Annotated in this window: 24 protein-coding genes; 13 read left to right on the forward strand and 11 right to left on the reverse strand. The window is 62.0% G+C overall.

Going from position 1 to position 26308, the window contains the following annotated elements; translation table 11 throughout:
- The first annotated feature begins 2 nt into the window (after positions 1–2).
- The 5 genes from frc (at position 3) to NCS03_RS26215 (ending at position 6093) form a co-directional block, all read left to right on the forward strand.
- On the forward strand, positions 3–1256 hold the full coding sequence (frc, locus tag NCS03_RS26195) for a formyl-CoA transferase (protein ID WP_008346490.1): 1254 nt from the start codon (positions 3–5) through the stop codon (positions 1254–1256).
- A gap of 98 nt (positions 1257–1354) precedes the next feature.
- Positions 1355–1786, forward strand: a complete 432-nt coding sequence (locus tag NCS03_RS26200) for a PAS domain-containing protein (RefSeq protein WP_008346492.1) — start codon at positions 1355–1357, stop codon at positions 1784–1786.
- A gap of 272 nt (positions 1787–2058) precedes the next feature.
- Positions 2059–3618, forward strand: a complete 1560-nt coding sequence (locus tag NCS03_RS26205) for a Re/Si-specific NAD(P)(+) transhydrogenase subunit alpha (protein ID WP_033536005.1) — start codon at positions 2059–2061, stop codon at positions 3616–3618.
- A 10-nt stretch (positions 3619–3628) separates the two neighbouring features.
- The gene (gene pntB / locus NCS03_RS26210; RefSeq protein ID WP_008346496.1) at positions 3629–5026 is read left to right on the forward strand and encodes a Re/Si-specific NAD(P)(+) transhydrogenase subunit beta; all 1398 of its coding nucleotides are present in this window, start codon (positions 3629–3631) and stop codon (positions 5024–5026) included.
- Positions 5027–5043: 17 nt separating this feature from the next.
- On the forward strand, positions 5044–6093 hold the full coding sequence (locus tag NCS03_RS26215; protein ID WP_008346498.1) for a 2-dehydropantoate 2-reductase: 1050 nt from the start codon (positions 5044–5046) through the stop codon (positions 6091–6093).
- A 40-nt stretch (positions 6094–6133) separates the two neighbouring features.
- Here NCS03_RS26215 and NCS03_RS26220 read toward each other — a convergent pair whose 3' ends face one another.
- Positions 6134–7510 (reverse strand): aminotransferase-like domain-containing protein, encoded by a 1377-nt coding sequence (locus tag NCS03_RS26220; RefSeq protein ID WP_250437638.1) that lies wholly within the window; start codon positions 7508–7510, stop codon positions 6134–6136.
- 176 nt (positions 7511–7686) lie between these two features.
- On the opposite strand from NCS03_RS26220, the gene NCS03_RS26225 reads away from it, so the two are divergent.
- Genes NCS03_RS26225 through NCS03_RS26240 form a run of 4 tightly spaced genes read left to right on the forward strand, consistent with a single transcriptional unit; the run spans position 7687 to position 11803 of the window.
- Entirely contained in the window at positions 7687–8970 is a 1284-nt protein-coding gene (locus NCS03_RS26225) for a hydroxymethylglutaryl-CoA reductase, degradative (protein ID WP_008346501.1), read from the forward strand.
- Positions 8963–9901 carry a hydroxymethylglutaryl-CoA lyase gene (locus NCS03_RS26230; RefSeq protein WP_250530107.1) on the forward strand — a complete coding sequence of 313 codons (939 nt, stop codon included), beginning with the start codon at positions 8963–8965 and terminating at the stop codon, positions 9899–9901. Before NCS03_RS26225 ends, NCS03_RS26230 begins: the two co-directional genes overlap by 8 nt.
- A 22-nt stretch (positions 9902–9923) precedes the next feature.
- Positions 9924–10418: a hypothetical protein gene (locus NCS03_RS26235; RefSeq protein WP_250522483.1), complete on the forward strand. Its 495-nt coding sequence runs from the start codon at positions 9924–9926 to the stop codon at positions 10416–10418.
- The gene (locus NCS03_RS26240; protein ID WP_061133369.1) at positions 10418–11803 is read left to right on the forward strand and encodes a tripartite tricarboxylate transporter permease; all 1386 of its coding nucleotides are present in this window, start codon (positions 10418–10420) and stop codon (positions 11801–11803) included. Before NCS03_RS26235 ends, NCS03_RS26240 begins: the two co-directional genes overlap by 1 nt.
- Before the next feature lie 79 nt (positions 11804–11882).
- Here the strand turns inward: NCS03_RS26240 and NCS03_RS26245 are convergent, their stop codons facing one another.
- The 3 genes from NCS03_RS26245 to NCS03_RS26255 all read right to left on the reverse strand — a co-directional run bounded on the left by NCS03_RS26245 (position 11883) and on the right by NCS03_RS26255 (position 14241).
- A complete protein-coding gene (locus NCS03_RS26245; protein ID WP_250530108.1) occupies positions 11883–12986 on the reverse strand; it encodes an extracellular catalytic domain type 1 short-chain-length polyhydroxyalkanoate depolymerase in 1104 nt (367 codons plus the stop codon).
- 33 nt (positions 12987–13019) lie between these two features.
- Positions 13020–13436 carry a ribbon-helix-helix domain-containing protein gene (locus NCS03_RS26250; protein WP_008346513.1) on the reverse strand — a complete coding sequence of 139 codons (417 nt, stop codon included), beginning with the start codon at positions 13434–13436 and terminating at the stop codon, positions 13020–13022.
- A gap of 103 nt (positions 13437–13539) precedes the next feature.
- Positions 13540–14241 carry a hypothetical protein gene (locus NCS03_RS26255; RefSeq protein WP_250522485.1) on the reverse strand — a complete coding sequence of 234 codons (702 nt, stop codon included), beginning with the start codon at positions 14239–14241 and terminating at the stop codon, positions 13540–13542.
- A gap of 8 nt (positions 14242–14249) precedes the next feature.
- Here NCS03_RS26255 and NCS03_RS26260 point away from each other — a divergent pair, with 8 nt between their 5' ends.
- Positions 14250–15536, forward strand: a complete 1287-nt coding sequence (locus NCS03_RS26260; RefSeq protein WP_350029372.1) for a GAF domain-containing sensor histidine kinase — start codon at positions 14250–14252, stop codon at positions 15534–15536.
- 40 nt (positions 15537–15576) lie between these two features.
- Here the strand turns inward: NCS03_RS26260 and NCS03_RS26265 are convergent, their stop codons facing one another.
- The 4 genes from NCS03_RS26265 to NCS03_RS26280 are packed head-to-tail and all read right to left on the reverse strand — an operon-like array spanning position 15577 to position 18594.
- On the reverse strand, positions 15577–16347 hold the full coding sequence (locus NCS03_RS26265; RefSeq protein ID WP_008346519.1) for an ABC transporter substrate-binding protein: 771 nt from the start codon (positions 16345–16347) through the stop codon (positions 15577–15579).
- A 50-nt stretch (positions 16348–16397) separates the two neighbouring features.
- Positions 16398–17195 (reverse strand): ABC transporter ATP-binding protein, encoded by a 798-nt coding sequence (locus tag NCS03_RS26270; protein ID WP_008346522.1) that lies wholly within the window; start codon positions 17193–17195, stop codon positions 16398–16400.
- The gene (locus tag NCS03_RS26275; RefSeq protein WP_008346524.1) at positions 17192–17902 is read right to left on the reverse strand and encodes an ABC transporter permease; all 711 of its coding nucleotides are present in this window, start codon (positions 17900–17902) and stop codon (positions 17192–17194) included. The genes NCS03_RS26270 and NCS03_RS26275 overlap by 4 nt, the downstream gene beginning before the upstream one ends.
- The gene (locus tag NCS03_RS26280; protein WP_008346526.1) at positions 17899–18594 is read right to left on the reverse strand and encodes an ABC transporter permease; all 696 of its coding nucleotides are present in this window, start codon (positions 18592–18594) and stop codon (positions 17899–17901) included. The genes NCS03_RS26275 and NCS03_RS26280 overlap by 4 nt, the downstream gene beginning before the upstream one ends.
- Before the next feature lie 179 nt (positions 18595–18773).
- Here NCS03_RS26280 and NCS03_RS26285 point away from each other — a divergent pair, with 179 nt between their 5' ends.
- Positions 18774–19856 (forward strand): M14 family metallopeptidase, encoded by a 1083-nt coding sequence (locus NCS03_RS26285; protein WP_250530109.1) that lies wholly within the window; start codon positions 18774–18776, stop codon positions 19854–19856.
- Here NCS03_RS26285 and NCS03_RS26290 read toward each other — a convergent pair whose 3' ends face one another.
- On the reverse strand, positions 19857–20711 hold the full coding sequence (locus tag NCS03_RS26290) for an IclR family transcriptional regulator (RefSeq protein WP_008346531.1): 855 nt from the start codon (positions 20709–20711) through the stop codon (positions 19857–19859).
- 303 nt (positions 20712–21014) lie between these two features.
- Here NCS03_RS26290 and NCS03_RS26295 point away from each other — a divergent pair, with 303 nt between their 5' ends.
- Positions 21015–22190 carry an aminotransferase class V-fold PLP-dependent enzyme gene (locus NCS03_RS26295; protein WP_250530110.1) on the forward strand — a complete coding sequence of 392 codons (1176 nt, stop codon included), beginning with the start codon at positions 21015–21017 and terminating at the stop codon, positions 22188–22190.
- 27 nt (positions 22191–22217) lie between these two features.
- Here the strand turns inward: NCS03_RS26295 and NCS03_RS26300 are convergent, their stop codons facing one another.
- Together NCS03_RS26300 and NCS03_RS26305 are read right to left on the reverse strand one after the other, a co-directional pair.
- Positions 22218–23771: an amino acid adenylation domain-containing protein gene (locus NCS03_RS26300; RefSeq protein ID WP_250530111.1), complete on the reverse strand. Its 1554-nt coding sequence runs from the start codon at positions 23769–23771 to the stop codon at positions 22218–22220.
- A gap of 243 nt (positions 23772–24014) precedes the next feature.
- On the reverse strand, positions 24015–25046 hold the full coding sequence (locus NCS03_RS26305; RefSeq protein WP_175980168.1) for an AraC family transcriptional regulator: 1032 nt from the start codon (positions 25044–25046) through the stop codon (positions 24015–24017).
- 309 nt (positions 25047–25355) lie between these two features.
- Between NCS03_RS26305 and kce the strand changes: the two genes are divergently transcribed.
- Positions 25356–26294: a 3,5-dioxohexanoate:acetyl-CoA acetone transferase gene (gene kce / locus NCS03_RS26310; RefSeq protein ID WP_250530112.1), complete on the forward strand. Its 939-nt coding sequence runs from the start codon at positions 25356–25358 to the stop codon at positions 26292–26294.
- Positions 26295–26308 lie beyond the last annotated feature (14 nt).

The following is a 26308-nucleotide window of genomic DNA, read 5'->3' on the forward strand; positions in this document are numbered from 1 at the left end:
TCGTGAGCAAGAAACCACTCGAAGGCATCAAGATCATCGACTTCACGCACGTTCAGGCGGGTCCCGCATGCACGCAGATGCTGGCCTGGTTCGGCGCCGATGTCATCAAGGTCGAGCGTCCCGGTTCCGGCGACGTCACGCGTAACCAGCTGCGCGACATTCCGGATGCGGATGCGCTGTACTTCACGATGCTCAACAGCAACAAGCGCTCGTTGACGCTCGATACGAAGCAGCCCGAAGGCAAGGAAGTGCTCACGAAGCTCATCAAGGAATCGGACGTGCTGGTCGAGAATTTCGGGCCGGGCGCGCTGGACCGGATGGGCTTCTCCTGGGAGAACATCAGCAAGCTGAATCCGAAGATGATCGTGGCGTCCGTCAAGGGCTTCAGCGACGGCCATCACTACGACGATCTGAAGGTCTACGAAAACGTCGCGCAATGCGCGGGCGGCGCGGCATCGACGACGGGCTTCTGGGACGGCCCGCCGACCATCAGCGCGGCGGCGCTCGGCGACAGCAACACCGGGATGCACCTCGCGATCGGCATTCTCACGGCGATCATCGGCCGCCAGCAAACGGGCAAGGGACAGAAAGTCGCCGTGTCGATGCAGGACAGCGTGCTCAATCTGTGCCGCGTGAAGCTGCGCGATCAGCAGCGTCTCGATCGCGTCGGCTATCTCGAGGAATATCCGCAGTATCCGCACGGCACGTTCAGCGACGTCGTGCCGCGCGGCGGCAATGCGGGCGGCGGCGGTCAGCCGGGCTGGGTGCTCAAGTGCAAGGGCTGGGAAACCGATCCGAACGCCTACATCTACTTCACCATTCAGGGGCACGCATGGGCGCCGATCTGCCGCGCAATCGGCAAGGAGCAATGGATCGAGGACCCGGACTACATGACGGCCGAAGCGCGCCAGCCGCATATTTTCGATATCTTCGGCAAGATCGAAGAATGGCTCGCCGACAAGACCAAGTTCGAAGCGGTCGATATCCTGCGCAAGTTCGATATTCCGTGCGCGCCGGTGCTGACGATGAAGGAGCTCGCGAACGATCCGTCGTTGCGTGCGAGCGGTTCCATCGTCGAGGTCGATCACAAGGTGCGCGGCAAATATCTCACGGTCGGCAGCCCGATCAAGTTCTCGGACCTGAAGCCGGAGATCACGGGCTCGCCGCTGCTGGGCGAACATACCGAAGAAGTGCTGCTCGAACTCGGCTATAGCAAGGAGCAGGTAGCGCAAATGAAGGAAGCGCGAGCTGTCTGACGCGCTTGAAAAGGTAACCGCTGCCGTCCACGAAAGCCCAAGACGGCAGCGGCCCTTCAGAAATCAGTCTCGATCGATACCCAAGCATGGACGACACAATGACCCCCACGATCGACTACGAACAACTCGTCAATGCGATCGGCGATGCCGTGATCGTTTCGGATGCGAGCGGCGCGATTACGCTATGGAATCCGGCGGCGCAACGCATGTTCGGCTTCACCCAGAGCGAAGCTTTGGGGCAGTCGCTCGATCTGATCATTCCGGAGCGCCTGCGCGGTCGTCATTGGGACGGCTATCACAAGACGATGGCGACCGGCGAGACGCGCTATGGGCACGATCTGCTCAAGGTTCCCGCCGTCGATAAGGCCGGACGCGCGATGTCGATAGCGTTCACCGTCGCGCTGCTGCATTCGCCGCAAGGCGAGCTGACCGGTATCGTCGCGATCATCCGCGATGAAACGGCGCGGTTTCAAGAAGAGCGTGCGCTCCGCAAGCGTATCGCCGAACTGGAGGCGAAAGTCGACGCCTGATGATTCAGCGATTCAAAGTATAAAAAGCACCATAGAGATAACGGCTCGCGTCCGCGCAACAAAAGGCGCATGAACGCAGCTCAAGGACGAAGCGGCCACCCATCCCACCGGCCGCTTCGCTCGATGCCCGTATACGCGGCTGACCGACCAGACACTGACCATTATTCGTATCTCGCGCCAGCTTTCTCGCTGATGCGAGGTTCGGCATGCTCGCCAGCCGAATGCAGGCGCGCGCCACTGAAGAATTGAAACCGTCGATTGGGAATTTAGTCATGCCAATGATGATTGCTGTGCCACGGGAACGCTTTCCCGGGGAGCGTCGTGTCGCGTTGACGCCGGAAGTAGTCGGGCATCTGCTGAAGCTCGGATTTGAAGTGAGCGTCGAGGCCGGCGCGGGTGAGCTTGCCGCATTCTCCGACGATGCCTATCGCGCTGCGGGTGCGCGAATCGTGGAGAATGCGCCGTCGCTCTATGCGGACGCGCATATCGTCGTGAAAGTGCGTGCGCCTTCCATTGCGCCCGTGGGCGATGAAGTCGAGTTGCTGCGCGAAGGATCGACGCTCATCAGTTTCATCTGGCCGGCGCAGAACGAAGCGTTGTTGACGCGCCTCTCTGCGCGCAACGTCACCGTGCTCGCGATGGACTGCGTGCCGCGCATCTCGCGCGCTCAAAAGCTCGATGCGTTGAGTTCGATGGCCAACATGGCGGGCTATCGCGCGGTCATCGAAGCGGCGCACCAGTTCGGCCGCGGCTTCATGGGACAGATCACGGCGGCGGGCAAGATCGCGCCCGCGAAAGTGATGGTGATCGGCGCGGGCGTCGCGGGACTGGCGGCGATCGGCGCGGCGCGCAGTCTCGGCGCGATCGTCCGTGCTTTCGATACGCGGCCCGAAGTGCGGCAGCAGGTGGAAAGCATGGGCGCCGAGTTTCTCGAACTGGACTACGTCGAGGACGGCAGCGGCAGCGGCGGCTACGCGAAAGAGATGAGCGCCGAATTCATCGCGGCTGAAATGGCGCTGTTCGCCGCGCAGGCAAAAGACGTCGACGTCATCGTGACGACCGCGCTGATTCCGGGCAAGCCCGCGCCGAAACTGATCACCGCCGACATGGTGCGCAGCATGCGCCAAGGCAGCGTGATCGTCGACATGGCGGCGGAGCAGGGCGGCAACTGCGAGCTGACGCGGCCGGGCGAGGCGGCATCGATCGAAGGCGTCACGATCGTCGGCTATACGGATCTGCCATCGCGCATGGCAACGCAATCGAGCCAGTTGTACGGCACCAATCTGCGGCATCTTCTGACCGATCTGACGCCGCAGAAGAACGGCGAAATCACGCTCGATACCGATGACGAAGTGATGCGCGGCGTCACCGTCGTGCTGCGCGGCGAGGTGAAATGGCCGCCGCCCAAGAAGCCGGAGCCCGCGATTGCGCCGCCCGCTGCCGCAAAGCCCGCTGCAACGATTGCCGTGACCATCGAACAGAAGCGTCGCGCGGGATGGATCGGCGTGGCCGGGCTCGTCATCGCGGCTGCGTTGCTTGCCGCGCTCGGCGCCGTTGCGCCGCCTGCGTTCGTCGCGCACTTCACGGTGTTCGTGCTGGCGATCTTCGTCGGCTTTCAGGTCGTGTGGAATGTGACGCCCGCCTTGCACACGCCGCTGATGAGCGTGACCAACGCGGTCAGCGGAATCATCGTGACGGGGGCGCTGCTGCAGGTCGGCACGCCGGATCATCTGGTCGCGATTCTCGCGGGCCTCGCGATCCTCGTCGCGACAATCAATATCGCTGGCGGCTTTCTCGTCACTCAACGCATGTTGAATATGTTCCAGCGCTAAGGAGATCGACATGCAAACTGGAATCGGAAGCATCGCCTATCTGGCGGCGAGTGTGCTGTTCATCCTGAGCCTGCGCGGGCTCAGTCATCCATCGACGGCGCGGCGCGGCAATCTCTATGGCGTCGCCGGCATGGCGATCGCGATCGTCACCACGCTCTGGCTCAACGGCGGGGAAGCGTTGCCGGCCGTCGCCGCGCTGATGGCGATCGGCATCGCGGGCGGCGCGATCCTCGCGCGGCGCGTCGAGATGACGCAAATGCCGCAACTCGTCGCGGCATTGCATAGCTTCGTGGGTCTCGCGGCCGTGCTGGTCGCCATTGCGAGCTACCTGTCGCCGGCAGCCGGCGCGGAATCGGACAGCGCGGCGCAGTCGGTCCACAACGTGGAGATCTATCTCGGCGTGTTCATCGGCGCGGTAACGTTCACGGGGTCCATCGCCGCGTTTCTGAAGTTGCAGGGCGTGGTAGGCGGCAAGCCGTTGCTGCTGCCGATGCGGCACACGCTGAATCTCGTCGGCGTGTTCGCGTGCATCGCGCTCGGCTATGTGTTCCTGACAGCGCCCGACGCCGATGTGGGCATCAGCTCGCTCTTGACGATGACCGTCATCGCCGCGCTGATCGGCGTGCATCTGGTGATGGCGATCGGCGGCGCGGACATGCCGGTGGTCGTGTCGATGCTGAACAGCTATTCGGGCTGGGCCGCCGCCGCGACGGGTTTCATGTTGAGCAACGATCTGCTGATCGTGACCGGCGCGCTGGTCGGGTCGAGCGGAGCGATTCTGAGCTACATCATGTGCCGCGCGATGAACCGCAAGTTCCTCTCCGTGATTCTCGGCGGATTCGGCACGGCGACCTCGACCGCTTCGAAGACGATCGAGGGTGAAGTCGCGCCGGTCACGGTCGACGAAGTCGGCTCGCTGCTGCGCGATGCGTCGGAAGTCGTCATCGTGCCCGGTTACGGCATGGCGGTCGCGCAGGCTCAGGCGACGATCAGCGAGATCACGAAGAAGCTGCGCAGCAAGGGCGTGAACGTGCGATTCGGCATTCATCCGGTGGCGGGCCGCTTGCCGGGGCACATGAACGTGCTGCTCGCGGAGGCGAAGGTGCCCTACGACATCGTCCTGGAGATGGACGAGATCAACGACGACTTTTCCAACACGGATGTCGTGCTGGTGATCGGCGCAAACGACATCGTGAATCCTGGCGCGCTGGAGGATCCCGGCAGTCCCATCGCCGGGATGCCCGTGCTCGAAGTGTGGAAGGCGCGCACCGTGGTCGTGTCCAAACGAAGCATGGCGGCAGGCTACGCCGGCGTCGACAATCCGCTCTTTTATAAGGAAAACACGCGGATGCTCTTCGGCGATGCGAAGGGCAGTGTCGATGCGTTGCTCAGTCATCTTGGCGCTTGAGATTGGGGGTTTAAACGATGAAGATCTGTGTGTATGGCGCCGGAGCGATCGGTGCATATATGGGCGCGCAACTGGCGTCGGCGGGCGCGGACGTGAGCTTCGTTGCGCGTGGTCCGCATCTCGCGGCGATGCAGGAAAACGGTGTACGGCTGCAAATCGATGGCGGGGAACGTGTCGTCAAGGTCAGATGCGCGTCGGATCCGCGCGAGCTGGGTCCGCAAGACTACGTGATCATCGCGTTGAAAGCGCATTCGGTGCCGGGCGTCGTCGGCCAGATCCAGACTTTGCTCGGCCCAGAGACGGCTATCGTCACGGCCGTCAACGGCATTCCGTACTGGTACTTCTACAAGCATGGCGGCGAGCTGGAAGGCTCCACGCTCGACAGCATCGATCCCGGCGCGAAGCAATGGAACGCGCTCGGACCGGAGCGTGCGATCGGTTGTGTCGTGTATCCGGCGGCGGAAGTCGTCGCGCCGGGCGTGATCCGCCATGTGTACGGCAAGAAGTTCCCCATCGGCGAACCGAATGGAGCGCGCAGCGAGCGCGTTCAGAAGCTGCATGAAATCATGAGCGCGGCGGATCTGGATGCGCCCATTCGGGAGCGTATTCGCGATGAAATCTGGCTGAAGCTCTGGGGCAACCTCTGCTTCAATCCGATCAGCGCATTGACTCATGCAACGCTCGATGTCATTACGAGCAATCCGGCCACGCGCGCCGTGTCGAAAGCGATGATGCTGGAGGCGAAAGCGATCGCGGATCGCTTCGACGTGCATTTCCGTGTCGATGTCGAAAGACGTATCGATGGTGCGGGTGCGGTCGGCGCGCACAAGACGTCGATGCTCCAGGATCTCGAGGCCAATCGGCCGATGGAAATCGATCCGCTCCTTACCGTCGTCCAGGAAATGGGGCGTCTCGTCGGGCAGGCGACACCGACGATCGATACGGTGCTCGCGCTCATCAAGCTGCGAGGACAGATGGCGGAGCCTTCGCTTCAATCGGCGGGACAATCGACGCCCGTGGCCGAGAAGTCTTCGCGGACGGGCCTGGCAGCAGTAGCCAGCGCGTAATTGCAGCGTAGCGACACGTCGGGCAGGCCTGCCCGGCGTTTCAAGGCGCGAGTGCGTTCGAGAATCGCGGGTCGCCGAGATACGCGACATTGAAGCGAAACCACGGCGAAACGATGTTCGCGTGCGCGGAAAAAATCGTCCCCGGCGCGAGGATCACGTGCTTGCCGAGCATCTCCTTCGCGAACGCTATCGAATCGTCGTGCGCGGGCAAACGCGCCCATAGATAAAGACTCTGATCGCTGACCTTGAAGATGGTCGCGCCTAGACGCGTCAACGCTTCGACGCCCGTCGCCGTCGCGCGTTTGAGGCGGTCCTGCAAGCGGTTCGTGTGACGCAGAAAGTGTCCGTCGCCGACGATCGCATCGAGCGTGCGCTCGCAGTATTCGCTGCTGCTCACGTGCGTGAGCATCTTCACGTCGGCGAGATCGCTGGCGAGATCGGCATCGCAGGCGAGAAAGCCCACGCGCAGCGCCGCCGACACCGACTTCGAAAAGCTGCCGATATAAATCGTGCGCCGCAATTGATCCAGCGCGCTGATGCGCGTCGCCGAGCGCGGCTTGAGATCGGCGAGGGCGTCGTTCTCGACGACGATCAGATCGTGCGCTTCCGCCAGTTGCAGAACGCGGTGCGCCTTCGCCGCGCTGATGTCCGTCGCGGTGGGATTGTGTCCGACCGATTGCGTGAAGAAGAGCCGCGGCCGATGCGTCTTGAGCCGCTCCTCCAGCGCCGCGATATCCGGCCCGTCGACCGCGCGCGGCACGCCGACGATATTCGCGCCCGACAGCTTCAGCTTGCCGAACAGCGCGTAATAGCCGGGATCGTCGACGAGCACGGTGTCGCCCGGGCGCACGAAGTAACGCACGACCATGTCCATCGCCTGATTCGCGCCGTGCGTGAGGACGATCTGTTGCGGCGCGGCTTCGATCTCATAGCCGGCGAGCTTTTGCTGCAGATGCTGACGCAAGGGCAGATAGCCGAAGCGGCTGCCGTAACGAAACAGCGACGCGACACCGGTTCGCACCACGCGCTGGTGGAAGTGATCGAGCCGCGTCTCTTCGAGCCATGCGACGGGCGGAAATCCCTCACCGAGATTGAGAAAGTCCGTCTTGCTCTGCAACTGTTCGCGCATGAGCCAGACCGAATCCATCGCGCGATCGAGCGTCGGCGCATCTTCGTCATGCTGCTGCGGCTTCGCCACGCTCGCGACGTAAAAGCCCGCGCCGCGTCGCGGCTCGATGAGACCGTTCGCCGTCAGCATGTCGAACGCGCTGATGACGGTGTTTTTTGCGCAGCCGTTCGCCTCAGCGTATTCCCTGATCGACGGGAGTTTGTCGCCCGCGCGCAGCACACCTTCGGTGATCTGTCTAGCGAGATTGTCCGCGAGTGTCGCAGACAGGCTCGGCTTCTCATGCCGCATCGTATCGACCTGTTCTGAAAATGATCCTGCTGTCATGGGTACAGCAAGGTCACTGTTTGTCGGAATTGTACCTTTGAAATGGGTACAGTCAGCCTATTATTCGCTCACCCGGTGCGTTGCTGCAAGCATCGAAAGCGAACACTCACGACACACATCCAGACAGAAGAGGAAGACACATGATCGATTCGAAGTTGCCGAACTTCCGCGCGATGTCGCCCGCGCAACGCCTCTCGCACATCGCGCAGGCAGCGGACCTCGACGACGCCGAGCACGCGCTCCTCGCGAAACCCGGCGCGCTGCCGCTCGAAACCGCGAACGGCATGATCGAAAACGTCGTCGGCACGTTCGAATTGCCGATGGCGGTGGCGGGCTACTTCCAGATCAACGGCCGCGACGTGCTGGTGCCGATGGCGGTCGAAGAGCCGTCGATCGTCGCCGCGGCGTCGTTCATGGCGAAGCTCTCGCGCGAGGCGGGCGGCTTTCGCACCTCCAGCACCGGGCCGTTGATGCGCGCGCAAGTGCAGATCGTCGGCGTGTCGGACCCGTATGGCGCGCGGCTTGCGATTCTCAAGCATCGCGACGAGCTGATCGAAATGGCGAACGCGCGCGACAAGGTGCTGATCGGTCTCGGCGGCGGCTGCCGCGACATCGAAGTGCACGTGTTTCCGGACACGCCGCGCGGCGCGATGATCGTCGCGCATCTGATCGTCGACGTGCGCGACGCGATGGGCGCGAACACCGTCAACACGATGGCCGAAACCGTCGCGGGCCGCATGGAGGAAATCACGGGCGGCAAGGTGCGTCTGCGCATCCTGTCGAATCTCGCGGATCTGCGCCTCGCGCGCGCGCAGGTTCGCTACAGTGCGGCCACGCTGCAAACGAAGGAATACGCGGGCGAGGACGTGATCGCCGGCGTCGTCGATGCGTATCTGTTCGCGGCGATCGATCCGTACCGCGCCGCCACGCACAACAAGGGCATCATGAACGGGATCGATCCGGTGATCGTCGCGACGGGCAACGACTGGCGCGCGGTCGAGGCGGGCGCGCACGCGTACGCGAGCCGCGGCGGGCGCTATACGTCGCTGACGACGTGGGAAGTGGCGAACGACGGCGACCTCGTCGGCACGATCGAAATGCCGATGCCCGTCGGACTCGTCGGCGGCGCGACGAAGACGCATCCGCTCGCGCGTCTCGCGTTGAAGATCATGAACGTGGGCTCGGCGCAGGAACTCGGCGAGATCGCCGTCGCGGTCGGTCTCGCGCAGAACATGGGCGCGTTGCGTGCGCTCTCGACGGAGGGCATCCAGCGCGGCCACATGGCGCTGCACGCGCGCAACATCGCGCTGGCAGCGGGCGCGAGTGGCACGGATATCGACTGGGTCGTGAAGAAGATGGTCGCCGCGCGCAACGTGAGCGTCGATTACGGCATGAGTCTTCTGCAAGGGCCGCGCGATGAATGAGCTGCCGAAGCGCGTACGCATCGTCGAAGTCGGTCCGCGCGACGGCTTGCAGAACGAGCCGTCGCCCGTATCGGCCGATGTGAAGGCCGAACTCATCGAGCGCCTGATCGATGCGGGCGTGCGCTATGTCGAAGCGGCCTCGTTCGTATCGCCGAAATGGGTGCCGCAAATGGCCGATGGCGCGCACGTGCTCGAACGCGTGCGCGACAAGGCGCGCGCCACGTACACGACGCTCGCCGCGCTCGTGCCGAACATGAAGGGCCTCGACGCCGCGCTCGCATCGCATGTCGATGAAATCGCGGTCTTCGCGGCGGCATCCGAATCGTTCTCGCAGAAGAACATCAACTGTTCGATCGACGAAAGCATCGCGCGCTTCGAACCGGTGATCGCGGCGGCGCGCGAGGCGAACGTACGCATTCGCGGCTATGTATCCTGCGTGCTCGGATGCCCGTTCGAAGGCGAGATTGCGCCGCAAGCCGTCGCGCGCGTCGCAAGGAAGCTCTTCGACATGGGCTGCTACGAGATCAGTCTCGGCGATACCATCGGCGCGGGCACGCCGCTAAAAACCCAGGCGATGCTCGACGCGTGCATCGAACACATTCCCGTCGATGCGCTCGCCGGTCACTTCCACGATACGTGGGGCATGGCCGCCGCGAACGTGCACGCGGCGCTGCAACGCGGCGTCGCGGTGTTCGATGGCTCGGTATCGGGCATCGGCGGATGTCCGTATTCGCCGGGCGCGACGGGCAACGCCGCAACGGAGGACATCGTCTATTTGTGCGAGGGCATGGGCATCGAGACGGGCATCGATCTGAACGGACTTGTGCAAGCGGGCGCGTTCATTTCGACGGCATTGAAGCGCGAAACGTCATCGCGCGTGGCGCGCGCACTCGAGGCCAAGCGTCAGCGACAAGAAAAGCAGTGCATCTGATCACTCCATTCAAGGAGGAGACATGGAACAGCAACTCGCCGCGCACGAGCGCGGCCGGGCGCTCTCGCAAAGCGCCGAAACGACGGAGTATCAGCTCGTCGAAATATGGGGCGATACCGTCGATACGCGGCATCTCGCGTGGTCGGTCGTGCTCGGCATCGCGATCAGCTACGGCGCGTTCGCCATCGCGAATCGCGTGCTCGCCGCTTATGTGCCCGATGCCGCGATGGCCCGCGCTTACGCGATGCTCGTCGGCCTCGCCGGATGCCTGATCGCGGGCGCGGTCTGCGCGAAGCTCTTCAAGCCGAAGCGCGAAGTGGTCGAGGAAGCGCACGGCGCGGCGGGCCGCGAGGAAGTGCTGAAGCAGCTCGCGAACGAAGCGGGCGGACTCGGGCGCGTCGCGGACCTGCCGCCTTCGGTCGTCGCGGAAATGAAGGAGCTCGGTTTGTACGAGCTTTTCGCCGAATATGAACAACGCGATGAACAACGCGATGAACAACGCGAAGGAGCGCGCTGATGGAACCGTTCGTCACTCAACTGCTCGTCGCGCTCGGCATGGGACTCATCGGCGCGATCGTGTTCTCCGGCATCGGCCTCATTTCGGGCACCGATGAAACCACGACGCTCGCGCCGCTCACCTTGCTCGTCGTGCTGCTCGGCGTGCCGCCCGTCGGCGTGTTTTCGTTCTTCATGGCGGGCGCGGTGTCGAAGCACATGACGCACGCGATTCCGACCGCCTTGCTCGGCATTCCCGGCGACACGCTCGCCACGCCCCTGCTGCAACAGGCGACGATGCTGCGCAACCTCGGCGTGCCGCATATCGCCCTGCGCAAGATGATCTCGGGCGCGATCGTCGCGGCGTTCGTCGCCGTGCCGCTCGCGGTGCTGTTCGCCGTGCTGCTCGCGCCGTTCGGGCCGGTCATCACGAAGGCCGCGCCGTGGGTGTTTCTCGCGGCATCGGTCGCCATTGCGTTCTTTTCGTCGGGACGATGGGCTTCGGTGTTTCTGCTCGTGCCGTTCGTGCTGGTGATCGTCGGTCTTCAGGCGCTCACGGGCAAATACGGCGTGAAGCTCTCGGTGAGCTACTTCCTCGGCATCGCGATCGGGCCGCTCATCGCCGATCTGTTCTCGATACTCTCGCCCGCCGATCGCGCCCGCATGCGCCGCGAACGCGTCCGCACGTTCTCGCTCGCGCCCGACGTGAAGGGCTGGAGCGGCTACTTCCCCAATCCGATGAAAGTGCTGGACGGCCAGCAACGCGGCTGGGTCGCGGCCACCGCGGCGATATCGAGCGCGACATTCGTGTTCAGCCCGGTCGCGATGACGGTCGTGCTCGGCGAACTCGTCGGCTCGCGTGTGAAGCATGCGTATCATCGCCTGACGACGGTGATCTCCGCGCGCAACGGCGTGACCGAAGCGACTTACATCGCCGAAGCGCTGATTCCGCTGATCGCGTTCGGTCTGCCGCTGAGTCCTGTCGCGGCGGGACCGGCCGCGCCGCTATTCAACGCACCGCCGCGCTTTTTCGTCGATACGGCGACGGGCCACATCAACAATCTGCATACGTTGATGACGACGTGGCAGTTCCTCGGCTTCGGCTTGCTCGCGGTCGTGCTCGCGGCGCTCGTCGCGTATCCGCTGTCGATGAACTACGCGCATCGCGCGGCGTCGTTCGTCGCGAGGAAGCTGAGTCACGAGGCGATCATCGCGACGTTCGTCGGTCTGATCGTCGTAATCAGCGTGTGGGAAGGGCAACTGCTCGGTCTGCTCGTGATTCTGAGCGTGGGCTTGCTCGGCGGATTGCTGTCGCGCAACTTCGGCTTCAATACCGGCGTGCAGTTCATGGGCTATTACACGGCGGTGTTGAGCGTGCCGGCTTTGACGAAGGCCTTTGGCGCGTGACGCGGTGCGCGCTGCGTTTCGTTATCCGACCGGCGGCAACCGGTCGGACGCCGCCGATCGAGGGCGCAAAGGCGACCGCTCACTGCCGGCGCGGATGTTCGAGAAAGAATCGCAGCATTTCGGCACTGGCGTCGGGGCCGGACGGATCGGTATAGCTTCCGCTTGACGAGCCACCGGACCACGCATGCGGCGCGCCGTGGATGATCCAGAGTTCTGCATCCACCCCGGCTTGCGACGTCATGTGCCGGACCGTATGTTTGCGCGCGCGGCCGTCACCGCTCGACGCGCGGGCGGGTGTCGCTTCGCTCGCAGAAAACTCGCGTACCAGTTCGTTGGCGTTCGAAGGATGCACGGTGGCATCGGCATCGCCGTGAAAGACGATCAGCGGGCATTGCGACGCCTGCGCGTGATGAATGTCCGCCCGGCCGGCTTTGCGCGCCTTGGATCGGGCCTTGCCGCCGCGCATGGCCGCCAGCGCCGATGGCAAGTCGTGCGCGCATCCCACGGGCAGGCCCGAGTGAATGCCTGCTGCCGCGTAAAGGTCGGGATAGGTTTGCGCCACGATCGCCGCCATTGCGCCGCCGGCCGAAAGCCCCGCAACGAAGACGCGTTTCGGATCGACGTCGTGATCGGCCATCACCTCTCGCGTGATGCCCGCGATCAGCGACGGCTCGCCGTGGTCGCGCTGCTGCTCGCCGTGCCTGAACCAGTTCCAGCATTTCGACGTATTCGCGTTCTGCGGCTGGATTGGATAAGCGACGATAAAGCCGTGCGTTTCGGCGAGCGCGTTCATCCGCGTGCCGGATGCGAAGTCGTCGGCGTCCTGGGTGCAGCCGTGCAGCATGACGATCAGCGGTAAAGGATCGCGACGTGAATGAGCGGGAACGTAGACCTTGTAATCGCGTTGACCGGCGGCGCCGACATAACGACGCGTGCTGAAGTGGCCGCGATCCTGCACGTCCGGATCGGTCCGCGTCTTGCCGGCGTGGCGCCGGGGTTGCAAGAGATCGGCGAATCGCGCGGTCGTCGTGTCGTCCTGCGGGTTAGGGTGCGCGGTTGCCGTGTCCGTCCGTTCGCCGCGCATGGCGCGCTTGACGATTTCCGCGGCCGCGGCGGGATCGTTGCTGCGAAAGAGCGCGAATGCCTCTTTCATCGAGTCCAAAAAACCTTCGTTGAGTTTCATGTTTATTCCGTTAGCGGGAAGGCGTCAGGCGCATCAGCGGATTCGATCCGCCAATGCGGCCTTGACTGCCGGTGACGCATGGAGCGCGCCTCGAACCAGAATCGAGTCGATCGCTGCCAGCGCGAGTTCGGGGGAGACGTCCATGGCAATGCTCGCCAAACCGAGCACCTGAATCCGCAGACGCTGATTGGCCGCGCATGCCGCCTCGAGATCCTGTTTCGAAAAATGCTGAAGGCCGAGCACGAGTTCGCGGCGCGTCACGGTGTCCTTCAGAGCCGGCGCATGAATCGACAACTGATTGCGGATGGCCGTGCGGATCAGATCCGTCCGGTTCGAGTAAAAGCCTTCCTCGACGAGCAGATCGATCTGGCCCAAGTCGACCGGACCGAGATTGATCGTGATTTTTTCGGTTTCGCTGCCTCGCGAGCGATCCGGCACTTCTTTTGCCATAGTGTGAAAAACCTCCAGTTACCATCCATGTGGATGGTTATAGGAGGATTTCAAGAGAGCGTCAACGATGATTTTTGCGATTTAGCGCAGACGCGATCGCGACTCAGACGCGCACCCAGCAACCCGATTCCGGGCACACGGCGGTTCGTGAGCCGTTCAGCCAGACTTGCGCTTCCTCGAGTTGCAGCGCGTTCGAGCGGTCGCTATCGAAGACGACGTTCAGCGCGTTTCCGGTATCGGCGTCTTCGATGGGAAGTTCCCACGTCAGGAAAATCTGGGTGAAGTCGTGGTCCGGGGGGAAGTCGGCGGCGCAGAAGCGGTCGCTGTCGCGCTGAATGACGCCGTGAGGCTGGACCGTATCGAAGATCACGGCCGTTCCCCTCGTCAGCGCAATGCGTTGTCCGATAGCGGGGAAGTGCAAGTCCAGACCTTTGTCTTCGCTCAGGAAGAGATTGCAAAAAGCGGCGCCGCCATACTGCTCGCCGTCATGGTGATACCTGGCGCCACGACAGGCCATCAACGCCATGTCGCTGTCGTCGAGCACCGCGGGAAGCCCCAGCGCGCCGGTCCAGTCGGACATGGCCTGCACGCAGCGTTTGTAATCCGGCCAGCGAAATTGCGTCCGCGCGAGATGCATCGGCTCGACATCGCCGGGTTGCAGCGCGAGACGCGTCGTGGTTTCTCTCTGCCAATCCGCGAGCATCGACGCGGGAGGCGCAGGCAGATCGAGCGTGCCGGATAGAACGATGTCACTGACGCGACGACTGCGGATCGCGTCGCCGCTCCAGAAGAAAGAAGTCAGCATGTCTCGCATTGGGCAGGACTTTCGGAGCTAAAAAGAAATGTTCGCGGCGCATAATACGGCCTTGTCACATCTCAGCAGCATTCGACATGATAACTTTGACCGGGGAAGACGGCCCTGACGCACTGAAGGACGACATCGAGGCTATCGGCCGCGTGAGTGCCGTGGGCTCGATGCTCAAGGCGATTTGCGAAAGAACATCGATGGGCTACGCCGCGGTCGCGCGCGTGACAGACAATACATGGACAGCGTGCGCCGTTCACGACGACATCGGCTTCGGTCTGGAAGTCGGCGGTCAACTCGATCTGAAGACGACGCTATGCTTCGAATCGCGAGAAGCGCGCGAATCGATCGTCATCGATGACTTCGGGAACGATCCGCGTTACTGCGGTCATCACACGGCCAGAATCTATAACCTTCAAAGTTATATCTCCGTGCCGATCGTTCTATCCAACGGCCGGTACTTCGGCAATCTATGCGCGATCGATCCGCGTCCGCACTATCTGTCCGATGTCCGCACGGTCTGCATGTTCGAGGCGTACGCCAAGCTCATCGCGCTTGAGCTCGAACTGGAGGAAAACCGCTCTGCGTCGGCAACTGCGCTATCGCACGCGCGCGAGACCGCGGAATTGCGTGAGCAGTTCATCGCCGTTCTCGGACATGACCTGCGCAATCCGCTAACAGCGGTGCATTCGATTGCCGAATATCTTTCGATCAAAGGTGGAACCACCGAGATCACTCAACTCGGATTGCGATTGAAGGCGGTCGCCGGCCGAATGGCGGGTTTGATCGACGATGTAATGGACTTCGCGCGCGGACGCCTGGGCGCCGGACTCGGCGCCCACATCGCGCCGGTGCCCGATCTCGGCAAGCTTTTGCGCGATATCGTTTCCGAGGCAAAGGCGGGTCATCCCGGCTTGATGATAGAAGACAGCATCGCCATTGAAGGAACCGTCCACTGCGATTCGGTTCGTATGCAGCAGCTATTGTCCAATCTGTTAGGCAATGCAATCACGCATGGCGCGGCGGACTTGCCTATTACCGTAAATGGGAAAGTCGAGGCCGGGAAATTGATCATCGCCGTGAAGAACGGTGGCGATGCCATTGCGCCCGAGGACATCAGGAAGGTGTTCGAGCCATATTGGCGGCCCGCCGATCAACCGCGAGGCGGGGGTCTCGGTCTCGGTCTTTTCATCTGCAAGCAAATCGTGCAGGCTCACCATGGCGATCTGCAGGTATCGTCATCGCTCGCCGATGGCACATGTTTCACTGCAATCATCCCCGTTCGGCAAGTGTGACGTCGGGATCCGCTGATGCCGGCGTCGAGACGATAACCTCTCAACTGCCGTAAGGATCGAACTGGAAATACCTGGCTGCGAGTTGTTTATAGGTGCCGTCGGCGAGCATGTCGGCGATCGCCTTGTTCATCTTTTCCTTCAGTTCGATATCCGACTTGCGGATTCCAATGCCCGCGCCGTTGCTCGCATAGACATTGCCGCCGGTGAACTTGAAACCGGCGCCTTGCGGCGTTCTCAGGAATCCGTACTCGCCGACGGCTGCATCGGTGAAGCAGCTATCGAGACGGCCTGCGGCGAGATCCGCGAATACCTGATCGAAATTCGGATAAGAAACGACGCGCGCGCCGGCGGGCGCCCAATGTTCCTTCGCATAGGATTCGGGAACGGTGCCCTGCTGGACACCGATCGATCTTCCTTTCAGCGATTCCGCGGTGGGTTCGAGGTTCGTGTCTTTACGCACGATCAGTTTGTTCGGCGTCTTATATAACCTCGATGTGAAATCGATCACCTGTTTGCGTTTGTCGGTAATCGACATGGACGCGAGAATGGCATCGAATTTCTTGGCCTGAAGCGCGGGAATCATGCCATCGAAGTCGTTCTGAACCCATTCGCATTTTGCGTGCATGCGCTTGCAGATTTCGGTCCCGAGATCGATGTCGAATCCGACGAGCTTGCCGCTGGAGTCGCGCGATGAAAACGGCGGATGCGACGGATCCACGCCGTATCGAAGCGTCGACGCATCCTGAGCGCTTGCATACGATGAGGTGAAGGCGGCCGCGCAAAACAGCAGGGTCGACACGAATCGTTTCATTACAGAAGTCTCCGGCTGATGATCTTGTTGTCGATAAAGAGAAAGGAAAGCTATGCCGCGGACAGAAACCTTCGGAGCCGGCTGCTTGCGGAATTGGCGAACAGGTCCGCCGGTTTTCCTTGCTCTTCGATTCGTCCTTCATGCAGAAAAATGATCTCGCTGGAAACATTGCGGGCGAAGTTCATCTCATGCGTCACCACGATCATCGTCCGTCCTTCCGCCGCGAGTTTCTGCATGACCTTCAACACTTCGGACACGAGTTCGGGATCGAGAGCGGAAGTCGGCTCGTCGAAAAGCAGAACGTCGGGATCCATCGTCAGTGCGCGGGCGATTGCGACGCGCTGTTGCTGGCCACCCGAGAGATGCGCAGGGTAACGGCCGGCGATATCGACGCCCAAACCGACCTTGTCGAGATTGGCCCGGCCATATTCTTCGGCTTCGCGCCGACCGAGTCCGAGTACGTGAACCGGCGCATGAATCACGTTTTCGAGCACCGTCATATGCGGCCATAAGTTGAAGTGCTGAAACACCATCGCGAGCTTGGACCGTATGCGCCGCAACTGGTGTTTGTCGACCGGCCTCAGCGTGCCCGTTCTGTCCTGCTTCATGCGGATTTCCGTCTGATTGACGAAGATGCGGCCCGCCGACGGATGTTCGAGCAAGTTCATGCAGCGCAAGAGCGTGCTTTTGCCCGAGCCCGACGAGCCGAGAACGCTGATGACGTCGCCGGCGCGCGCGCTGAGCGACACGCCTTTCAGCACTTCGTGCGTGCCGAAGCTCTTGTGAAGATCGGCGACCACGACTTTTTCAGGTGAACGCGACGAATCGATGCAGACATCGTTAGTCATTTTTGCGGTGTCAGGTAAGCGAGCCAACGGTTTTCCGCCTGGCGAAAGAGCCAGACCAGCGAAAAGGTGATCGCGGAATAGAGCAGAAACGCAATGCCGAATGCGGCGAACGATTGATAGGTCGCGGAATTCACGTCGCGCGCCACTTTCAGCAGATCCGGCACGGTTGCGGCGAATGCAACGGAAGTCGAATGGAAGACCAGAATGACTTCATTGCTATAACTCGGTAACGAGCGCCGCAGCGCGGAGGGGAGAATGACGTGCAGATAAAGCTGCAACGTCGACATTCCCGCAGCCACGCCGGCTTCGATCTCGCCCGCAGGCGTGGCCTTGATCGCGCCGGCGAAAATCTCGGTCGTGTAGGCGCATGTATTCAATGCGAAAACGAGTAGCGAACAATGCATTCCGTCCCGAAAGAACGCGTTCGTGAGCTCGTGATTTCGAATCACGTCGAGGCTGAACACGCCCGTATAGCAAAGCAGTAACTGAACGAATAGCGGTGTGCCGCGAAACAGATAGGTGTAAAGCCAGACCGCGCGCGACACGAAACGGTTCGCGGAACTGCGCGCGATGGCCATCGGCACCGCCAGTGCGGATCCGAGCACGACGGAGAACAGCAGCAGCCAGATCGTGACGATCAATCCGGTGAACTGATAGCCGTCGGTATAAAGATAGTGCCGCCAGTATTCGCGGAAGATGTCGATCATACGTTCACCTTGCGCACGCCGACGTCATATCGATTTTCGAGGTGACGTAATACGAGATTGGATGCTGTCGTGATCAGCAAATAAACGAATGCGGCCACGCCGATAAAAAAGAAGTAGTGCGTGGTGGTCTTGCCTGCGTCTTGCGCGGCTTTGACGACATCCGAGAGTCCGATGATGGATACGAGCGCCGTCGATTTGACGATGACTTGCCAGTTGTTTCCGAGCGCCGGCAGCGCATAGCGCATCATTTGCGGAAACAGGATATGCGCAAGGACATGACCGAACGACATGCCGAGCGAAGTGCCCGATTCGAGTTGCCCGCGCGGAATCGCCAGAAAAGCGCCACGGAGCGTCTCGGTAAAGTACGCGCCGTGGATCAGACCCAGCACGATCACACCGGCCGCGAAAGGCTTGATATCGATCTGCGTCCAATGCAAACGCTCGGTGATGCCGTTCAGCAGAATCTGGATGCTGTAGTAGAGCAGCAGCATCAGCACGAGATCGGGTGCGCCGCGCACGATCGTCGTGTAGAGACGGGCCAGTTTTGCGATCCATCGGCTGCCGAACAGCTTCGCGCAGGCGCCGAGCAAGCCGATCGCGAAGGCCAGCGCCAGCGAACAGACCGCCAGTTGCACGGTCTGCAGCGCGCCTTCGAGAACGAGCGCGCCATATCCGTGTAGAAGAGAACTCATGGACGATGTCCCTTGTGTGTCCGATGTGGCACATTTGAGCGCATGCCAAATTCGATGTCAATAAAGTTCCGATGAGTGGAACTGCTTAGAACCGGAAAACGGCATTTTTCAGATGCGCGAGTTTAGAATCTTGTTGCGCAGCCGGAACCTCGCGCGTCATCGTAGAAAGGAGACGAAAGGTGCTACTCAAGCGGACGCCGTTACTCGCAGCGACCATCGGTACGCAGCGCGATCTCGTAAGCCTGACGTTCGGGCCGCCGGACGCGGACATGAAGGTTTATCTGCAGGCATCGCTTCATGCCGACGAAACGCCCGCGATGCTCACGGCGCACGTCCTGCGCGACGAACTCCAGGCGCTCGAAGCCGCGGGCAAGCTCGACGCGACCGTCACGCTCGTCCCGATAGCGAATCCGATCGGCCTGAGTCAGCATGTCTTCGGCCAGTTCTTCGGCTGCTTCGAGCTGAACAGCGCCGCGAACTTCAATCGCGGCGTCGCGCGCCCCTCGGACATCTGCGCGCATCTGGAAGGCCGTCTCGGCAGCGACGAAGACGCGAACAGGCGCGCGATAAAGAACGCAATGCGCGCATCGCTCGATGCTTGCGCGCCGACGACGGAATTCGACGCGCTGCGTTCGACCCTGCTGAAGCTGTCTTGCGATGCCGACATCGTTCTCGACATTCATTGCTCGCTGGAAGCGGTCGTCCACGTCTATGCCGACACCGCCGCGTGGCCGCGCGTCGAACCGCTCGCGCGCCATCTGCAATCGCGGGCGCAGATGCTGTTCGACGGCGCGGATCTCGGGCTTTTCATCGACTGGACGCGCCTGGCGTGGGCCGACGTCGAAGCGCGCTTCGGCGACCGGTATCCGGTTGGCGAGGGCGCTGTCGCCGCCATCGTCGAGTGCGCCGGCGAGCGCGACGTCACGTATGAATCGGCGCGGCGTCATGCGCGAGCGATCGTTGCCTATCTCGTCGATCGGGGCGCTATCCGCGATACGCCGTCGCCATGCCCCGCCTTGATTCATCCGGCGACGCGACAAGCGGCGAGCGAGCATTTCTACGCCGCGACCAGCGGCATCGCGGTGTACGCGGCGAACATCGGCGACGTGGTGGAGGTCGGAGAGGCGATCTGCGACATCGTCGACCCGATCACCGGCGCAACGACGACGCTCAGAAGCCGCACGAAAGGCGTGTTCTACATGCGCCGCGCGATCCGCTTCGTCACCGCCGGCGCGGAGATCGGTCGCGTGACGGGCGGTTGATCAGGAGCGCTTGCGGCGCGTCGCCTTGCTATCGGTATCGGCATTGTCTTCGGCGGTCGTTCCGCCGTCGATCACGCCGAGAATCTTTGTGATTCGCAGCGCCGCTGCCTGCAAGGTCGGCACCAGCAAGGTAATGTCTTCCAGCGACTTGCGCGCTTTGGGCGCCGAGATGCTCAAGCAAGCGATCAGGCGGCCGTGCGGCCCCGAGATCGGCACGGCGGCGCCGACCACGCCGATCGCGAACTCGGAATCGTTGGTCGCATAGCCATTCTTTCGCGCGAGGTCGATTTCGAGCCTGAGCCGTTCCGGATCGACGATGGTGTAGGGCGTGATCGGTTCCCACGGTCCGCTCAGCAGATAAGCGTCGAGCTGCTTCTTCTCCATGTTCGCCAGAAACACGCGCCCGCTGGACGTGCAGTGCACGGGCGCGCGATGCCCTTTCTGAAAATTGAGCGTCAACGGCGAATTGCCGATCGCGCTGTCGATATACACGACCTCGGAGCCGCGCATGACGCCGAGGCTCACCGTTTCATCCGTGCGTCGCGACAGTTCCATCAGCAGCGCGTGGATCGGCCCATGCGAGGTGGACGCCGCGAGGATGTTCGTCGCGAGTTCCAGCAGGCGCGGGCCGACCTGATACCGGCCGCGTTCCATGCCGTGTTCGAGAAAGCCGAACTCTTCGAGATTGCTGACGAGGCGATGCGCAGTGGTCTTCGGAATGCCGAGCGCGGTGATGATGTCGGCGGTCGTCACGCGACCGGTTTGCGCAGCCATTTCGATGATGTGAAACGCGCGCTCGGTGGGAGAGACCTCCGGCTCGGACGTCTCGACGATGGCTTGTTCTTCCTTGCGCATGTGTGCTGGGTTTTCTGGTTTTATGGGCCTGTGCCGCGCATCCTTCGCGGATCAGGCGAAAAGCGGTTCCCTAGGATACTCGATTCGAATTGCGGGCCGGGACGGTGACAGGAAGGCTCGCGATGGTGGGAGACATGCGGCCAGTTTAGCATCTCCGTCTAACGATTCCATAAATAGGAACTCGGTAGTTCCACTTATCGGAATGTATTTGACATCGCTTCTCGGCGATCGTCTAATGCCTCGACGGATTCGTGCCGTGCCGTGCATGCCCTCGCAAAGAAAACCTGAAATGAGACATCGCTCATGATCCCGACTGCAAAGCTCGCCGCTGTCCGCGAGCAGTTCCCCGTCACCACAAGGCAGCTTTATTTCGACTCCGCCCACCAGACGCCGCTTGCGCTAAGCGTGCGCGAAGCGCTCGAAGCCTTCTTGTCGGAAGGCTTCGAGATGGCCGGTCCGAAGCCGGTCTGGTTGCGACGTGTCGAGGAAACACGCGAGAGCGTCGCGACGTTCTTCAACGCGGCGCCGACCGAAATCGCATTCACCAAGAACACGTCGGAAGGACTCAATATCGCGGCGAACGCGGTCCCGCTCCGGGCAGGCGACAACGTCGTGCTGATAGAAGGCGATCATCCCAACAACGCCTATGCGTGGTTGAACCTCAAGCGCAATGGCATCGAAGTGCGGTTCGCGCCGTTGCCGGACGACGAGATTGCCACCGCCAAGACGTTCGAGCCGTATATCGATGCGCGTACGAAAGTCGTTTCGCTTTCGCATGTGACGTTCCATGCGGGCCAGGTCCATGACCTGATGAGCATCGGACGGCTGTGCAAGGCGCGCGGCATTTACCTGATCGTCGATGCGATGCAGTCCGTCGGCGTCATTCCGCTCGACGTCAAGGCGCTGAACATTTCGGTGCTGGCAGCCGGCACGCACAAGGGCTTGCTCGTGCCGCAAGGACTCGGCGTGCTTTATATCGCCGACGGTCTCGACGAATTGCAGCCGGCTTACCTTGCGATGTCCAGCATGGCGAATCCGCCAGCCGACTATGTCGCCCGTCCCGACGACATGGCTTTACGCAAGGACGCGCGGCGCTTCGAATTCGGCAACGTCAATCTCCCGGACCTGCACGCACTTTCCGCGGCGATTTGCCTCATTCAGAGCGTAGGCGTCGCGGCGATCCAGAAGCATGTGCTGGCGCTCGGCGATCTGCTGCTCGAACGCCTCGATGCGCTGGGTGTGAGCGTCGTCGGTCCGCGAGCGCGTGGCAAGCGCAATCACATATACGTGCTGAAACTGCCGGTCGACAAGTGGACCGACTACTTCGCTCGAAACAACGTGCGCGTCTCGCCGGAGCGTGGCGGCATCCGCGTGTCGCTCGCGATGTTCAACACCGTAGGCGACATCGAACGGCTGATAGAAATGCTTCGTATCGGCCTTACGACAGGCACGCTGGCCGCGACGGAGCAGATCGATTGAAACGACGCGAACCCATCGCCCCACGCCTCACGCCGCGACCTCGCCGCGTGCGCAATATTCCGCGAGCGCCTTTCTGTCGATTTTGCCGTTCACCGTCAGCGGGAACGCATCGATGATGACGATCCGTTGCGGCATCGCATAGACCGGCAGACGCTGCCGGCACGCCCGCAAAACATGCGTGGTCTCGACTTCCGGATTCGTCACGAACGCGACGAGGCCGGTTGCTCGTCCGACTTCGTCGAGCGGCCACGGGACAACCGCGCACGACGCGGCGTGGCTGGCCGCTTGCACGACATGTTCGACTTCTTCCAGCTCGAGCCGGTGGCCGCGGATTTTCACCTGTGTATCGAGACGGCCCTGAAACACGATCCCGTGTGGCGTCGTTTCGCGCGCGGCGTCGGAGGATCGATACCAGCGATGCGCGGTCTTGCCCGGATAGTTCATCGCGATGAACCGGCTATTGCCGGGTTCGTCGGACGACAGATAGCCTTCGGCAAGCTGCGGTCCCGCGATCAACAATTCGCCCGTCTGGCCCGGGGCGACCGGTTCGAGCTCGGCATCGACGATCATGAGTTCCACGCCGGGCAGGCCCTGGCCCAACGGTATGACCGTGTGCTGCGGATCGTCCAGGAATTCGGGCGTGACTTCGAAGCACGTACAGGCGACGGTCGCTTCCGTGGGCCCGTACATGTGCAGCAGCCGGCTGTTCGGCGCGGCACGCATCCACGCCTGCGCGAGCGAGCGAGGCAACGGCTCGCCGCCGAACATCGACACGCGAATGCTCGGAAATGCGCCCGCCGGCAGCTTGCGCATTTGCTGCATGATGCCGGCGACCGATGGCACGCTGCACCAATGCGTGATCCGGTGCGTCTGGACGAAGCTCGCGTTACCGACGGGATCGACGTTTTCGGGCACATATAGGCAGCCGCCGTTCGCCCAGCAGACGAACATGTCATGCACGGACGGATCGAAGCTCAGCTCGCATAGCTGCATGTAACGCGCATCGCGCACCTTGTCGACCAGTTGCAACTGGCCGTTCACGTACGCATCGGCGTTCGCATGCGTGATCGGCACGCCCTTCGGCGATCCCGTCGAACCGGACGTGAAAAGTATGTAGGCGATGTCGTGCGCGGCGCCTCGTCTCTGCATGAGCGAGAAAGCAGGGGATGGAAGTTGCGATTCTTCCGCGTCTGCGTCGAGCAGGACAATCTGCGGAGGTTCGTCGAGCAGGGACAGCACTTCATCGAGCGACTCGGCGCAACGCCGATCGACGAGCATCAACGGCGCGCCGGATTGCCGGATGATCGCCGCGATCCGCGCTGCCGGCATCTTCGGGTTGAGTGGCACATAGGCCATACCGGCATCGAGAATGCCCAGGATGCCGACATACGCGCCGACGCTGCGATATGCAAACAGCAGGCATCGGCTCGTGCAGGTGCTTCGTGCGAACGCCGCCAGTCCCGCCGACAAGCGACGGACCCGGGTTTCAATCTCGCGGTAGCTGTAAAGACGCTCATCGACCCATAACGCAGGGCTGTCCGGCTGGTTCGCAGCAGAATCGAAGAAGTGAGAATGCAGCATCCGACGGTCCCCCTGGCACACGAGTGTTGATGTTTTTTTCGAGTCCGCGACTGCTCCATCCGGTCGATGCGATCGATCGCAATTCGACGGATTCAGATTTCGCACACTCCTCGGTTCAGCCTTCGCTCGTTCGCCACTGCCGCGAAGTGAGTGCATTGTTATCTTTCTGTAAGGTTACGTATGTGCGCCGTCGAACCCATTTTTGTCTGAAGTAACGAATGAAAAAAGCCTGCGCGACCGGCGTCACTCCTGCTCGCGAATTTCGGCGGGGCCTTTGCCGGTCCAGCGCTTCAGCGCCCGGCGGAAATTGGCGGTGTCGGTGAAGCCGACCAGCATGGCGACATCGTCCGTGCTCAGTTTCGTCGTCTTCAGATACTCGGTGGCGAGCGAGCACCGCACATCGTCGACGATGGCGACGAACGACGTGCCTTCCGACTCGAGCCGTCGACGCAGCGTGCGGCTCGTCATCTTCAACGCGCTAGCAACGGTCTCCATGCCGGGAAACTCGCCCGGCTTGCGCATGAGAACCTGATAGACCTCGCCGGAAACACCGGTCGATGTCTTCGCCTGTCCGATGAGCCTGTCGCACGTCTCCTGCAGAAGCGCGGCGGAGTGCCTGTCCGCGAGATGAGGCTTGAGTTCGAGTATCGCGCCGTCGTAGATGAGCTGACATTCGTCGGCGTCGAACTCGCATGGGCAGCCGAGATACTCCGGATAGATGGAGGCGTGCGGCGGCGCGGGATACGAGAAGCGCGCGAGCATCGGCGGACAGCTTCTGCCCGCGACATCCTGCAAGTGCGTCACATGCTGCGTGTACTGCTGTTCGAGCAGGAACTGCTGCACGTCATGCGGGAAGGGCGACGTGAACGCGTCGGGAAACGTCCATACCGACGTGTCCGGATGTTCGTGCCATTCGATGGTGATGGTCGGCGTCGCGAGCCGATGGTATTTGACGCCGAGCCTAAAGTAATCGCGCAGCGACAGGCACGACATCAGCGCGTAGCCGTACATGCCATACGCGGCCAGATGCAGCCGCGCGCCCGTCTTGAACGGCGTTCGCGGATCGGCGGAAAGCGCGACGGCGTTGCTGCATACAGCGGCGTACTGCCGGACGGACGTCATCACCGAGGCATCGTAGATCTCCTCGGGCGCAACGCCGCTTCCTTTCAGGCTGTCCGCCGGCGCAATGCCTTGCTCAGCGAGCACGTCCACCAGCGCGGCGATCTTGTAGGGCGCATAGATGCGCTCGTTCAACAGTGGCAGTCTCGACGACACAGCGCCTCCTCGTGTGTCCTGCGGGGACACCACCTTGTCCGAATATGACCTTTCGCAGCGCATCGTATCCCACTACTATCACCGTAACAAGACGAGTCCGCATCGCGAATGCGCGACTCGCGAATCCATCGGAGACAGCCATGCAACGCCAACTTCACGTCAGTTCGTCGCCGCCGGCTTAAGCCGGCGCACGGTCGTTTCCCGTTCCGCCCTACGTTTTCCAACGGCGTCCTCCTGCGCTTGCCTCGTTCAGGCGCGCCGGGGCATTGCCGAAGCTCGCCCATCGAGCGCGTTTTCGAAGGACATTCAATGAGCAATCCGAGCAGCAAAGTCATCATCACCTGCGCCGTGACCGGTTCGGCGCATGTGCCGTCGATGTCGGAATATCTGCCTATCACGCCCGATGACATCAAGCATCAGGCGCTCGAAGCCGCCGAGGCCGGGGCCGCGATTCTTCATCTGCATGCGCGCAATCCGGAAGACGGCCGCCCGACGCCATCGCCCGAAATATTCCGGCGATTCGTGCCCGCGATCGCCGCGCAAACCGACGCCGTCATCAACATTTCGACGGGCGGCAGCACGCGCATGACGCTCGACGAGCGCCTCGCTTACGCACGCGTGGCGAAGCCGGAAATGTGCTCGCTGAACATGGGCTCGATGAATTTTTCGCTTCATCCCGTCGCGGCGAGGATGTCTTCGTGGCGCTTCGACTGGGAGAAGGATTATGTCGAAGGCATGGAGGACATGATCTTCCGCAACACGTTCCGCGACATCAAAAACATCCTCACCGAATTCCGCGACTATGGAACGCGCTTCGAATTCGAGTGCTATGACGTGGGGCATCTGTACAGCCTCGCGCATTTCATCGATATCGGGCTGATCAAGCCGCCGTTCTTCATCCAATCCGTGTTCGGCATTCTCGGCGGAATCGGCCACGATCCCGAGAATCTTTCGGTGATGCGCGCGACCGCCGACCGTCTTTTCGGACGCGAGAACTACCATCTTTCGATTCTCGGCGCCGGGCGTCATCAGATGTCACTGGTGACGATGGGCGCGATCATGGGCGGCAACGTGCGAGTCGGCCTCGAAGACAGCGTCTACCTGTCGCGAGGCGTGAAGGCGAAATCGAATGCCGAACAGGTCCGCAAGATTCGCCGCATTCTCGAAGAGTTGTCTTTCGACATCGCGACACCCGCCGATGCGCGAGCCATGCTCGGGCTCAAAGGGCGCGACAACGTTTCGCTCTGACTCGAAGAAGTCAA

The organism is Caballeronia sp. ATUFL_F1_KS4A, assembly GCF_023630905.1.
In the GTDB taxonomy this organism is placed as follows: domain Bacteria; phylum Pseudomonadota; class Gammaproteobacteria; order Burkholderiales; family Burkholderiaceae; genus Caballeronia; species Caballeronia zhejiangensis.

Bases quoted from the DNA above. Each gene is read 5' to 3' on its own strand.
- NCS03_RS26200 (WP_008346492.1), top strand. From the start codon at position 1,355: ATGACCCCCACGATCGACTACGAACAACTCGTCAATGCGATCGGCGAT.
- NCS03_RS26205 (WP_033536005.1), top strand. From the start codon at position 2,059: ATGCCAATGATGATTGCTGTGCCACGGGAACGCTTTCCCGGGGAGCGT.
- pntB (WP_008346496.1), top strand. From the start codon at position 3,629: ATGCAAACTGGAATCGGAAGCATCGCCTATCTGGCGGCGAGTGTGCTG.
- NCS03_RS26215 (WP_008346498.1), top strand. From the start codon at position 5,044: ATGAAGATCTGTGTGTATGGCGCCGGAGCGATCGGTGCATATATGGGC.
- NCS03_RS26220 (WP_250437638.1), bottom strand. From the start codon at position 7,510: ATGCGGCATGAGAAGCCGAGCCTGTCTGCGACACTCGCGGACAATCTC.
- NCS03_RS26225 (WP_008346501.1), top strand. From the start codon at position 7,687: ATGATCGATTCGAAGTTGCCGAACTTCCGCGCGATGTCGCCCGCGCAA.
- NCS03_RS26230 (WP_250530107.1), top strand. From the start codon at position 8,963: ATGAATGAGCTGCCGAAGCGCGTACGCATCGTCGAAGTCGGTCCGCGC.
- NCS03_RS26235 (WP_250522483.1), top strand. From the start codon at position 9,924: ATGGAACAGCAACTCGCCGCGCACGAGCGCGGCCGGGCGCTCTCGCAA.
- NCS03_RS26240 (WP_061133369.1), top strand. From the start codon at position 10,418: ATGGAACCGTTCGTCACTCAACTGCTCGTCGCGCTCGGCATGGGACTC.
- NCS03_RS26245 (WP_250530108.1), bottom strand. From the start codon at position 12,986: ATGAAACTCAACGAAGGTTTTTTGGACTCGATGAAAGAGGCATTCGCG.
- NCS03_RS26250 (WP_008346513.1), bottom strand. From the start codon at position 13,436: ATGGCAAAAGAAGTGCCGGATCGCTCGCGAGGCAGCGAAACCGAAAAA.
- NCS03_RS26255 (WP_250522485.1), bottom strand. From the start codon at position 14,241: ATGCTGACTTCTTTCTTCTGGAGCGGCGACGCGATCCGCAGTCGTCGC.
- NCS03_RS26265 (WP_008346519.1), bottom strand. From the start codon at position 16,347: ATGAAACGATTCGTGTCGACCCTGCTGTTTTGCGCGGCCGCCTTCACC.
- NCS03_RS26270 (WP_008346522.1), bottom strand. From the start codon at position 17,195: ATGACTAACGATGTCTGCATCGATTCGTCGCGTTCACCTGAAAAAGTC.
- NCS03_RS26275 (WP_008346524.1), bottom strand. From the start codon at position 17,902: ATGATCGACATCTTCCGCGAATACTGGCGGCACTATCTTTATACCGAC.
- NCS03_RS26280 (WP_008346526.1), bottom strand. From the start codon at position 18,594: ATGAGTTCTCTTCTACACGGATATGGCGCGCTCGTTCTCGAAGGCGCG.
- NCS03_RS26290 (WP_008346531.1), bottom strand. From the start codon at position 20,711: ATGCGCAAGGAAGAACAAGCCATCGTCGAGACGTCCGAGCCGGAGGTC.
- NCS03_RS26295 (WP_250530110.1), top strand. From the start codon at position 21,015: ATGATCCCGACTGCAAAGCTCGCCGCTGTCCGCGAGCAGTTCCCCGTC.
- NCS03_RS26300 (WP_250530111.1), bottom strand. From the start codon at position 23,771: ATGCTGCATTCTCACTTCTTCGATTCTGCTGCGAACCAGCCGGACAGC.
- kce (WP_250530112.1), top strand. From the start codon at position 25,356: ATGAGCAATCCGAGCAGCAAAGTCATCATCACCTGCGCCGTGACCGGT.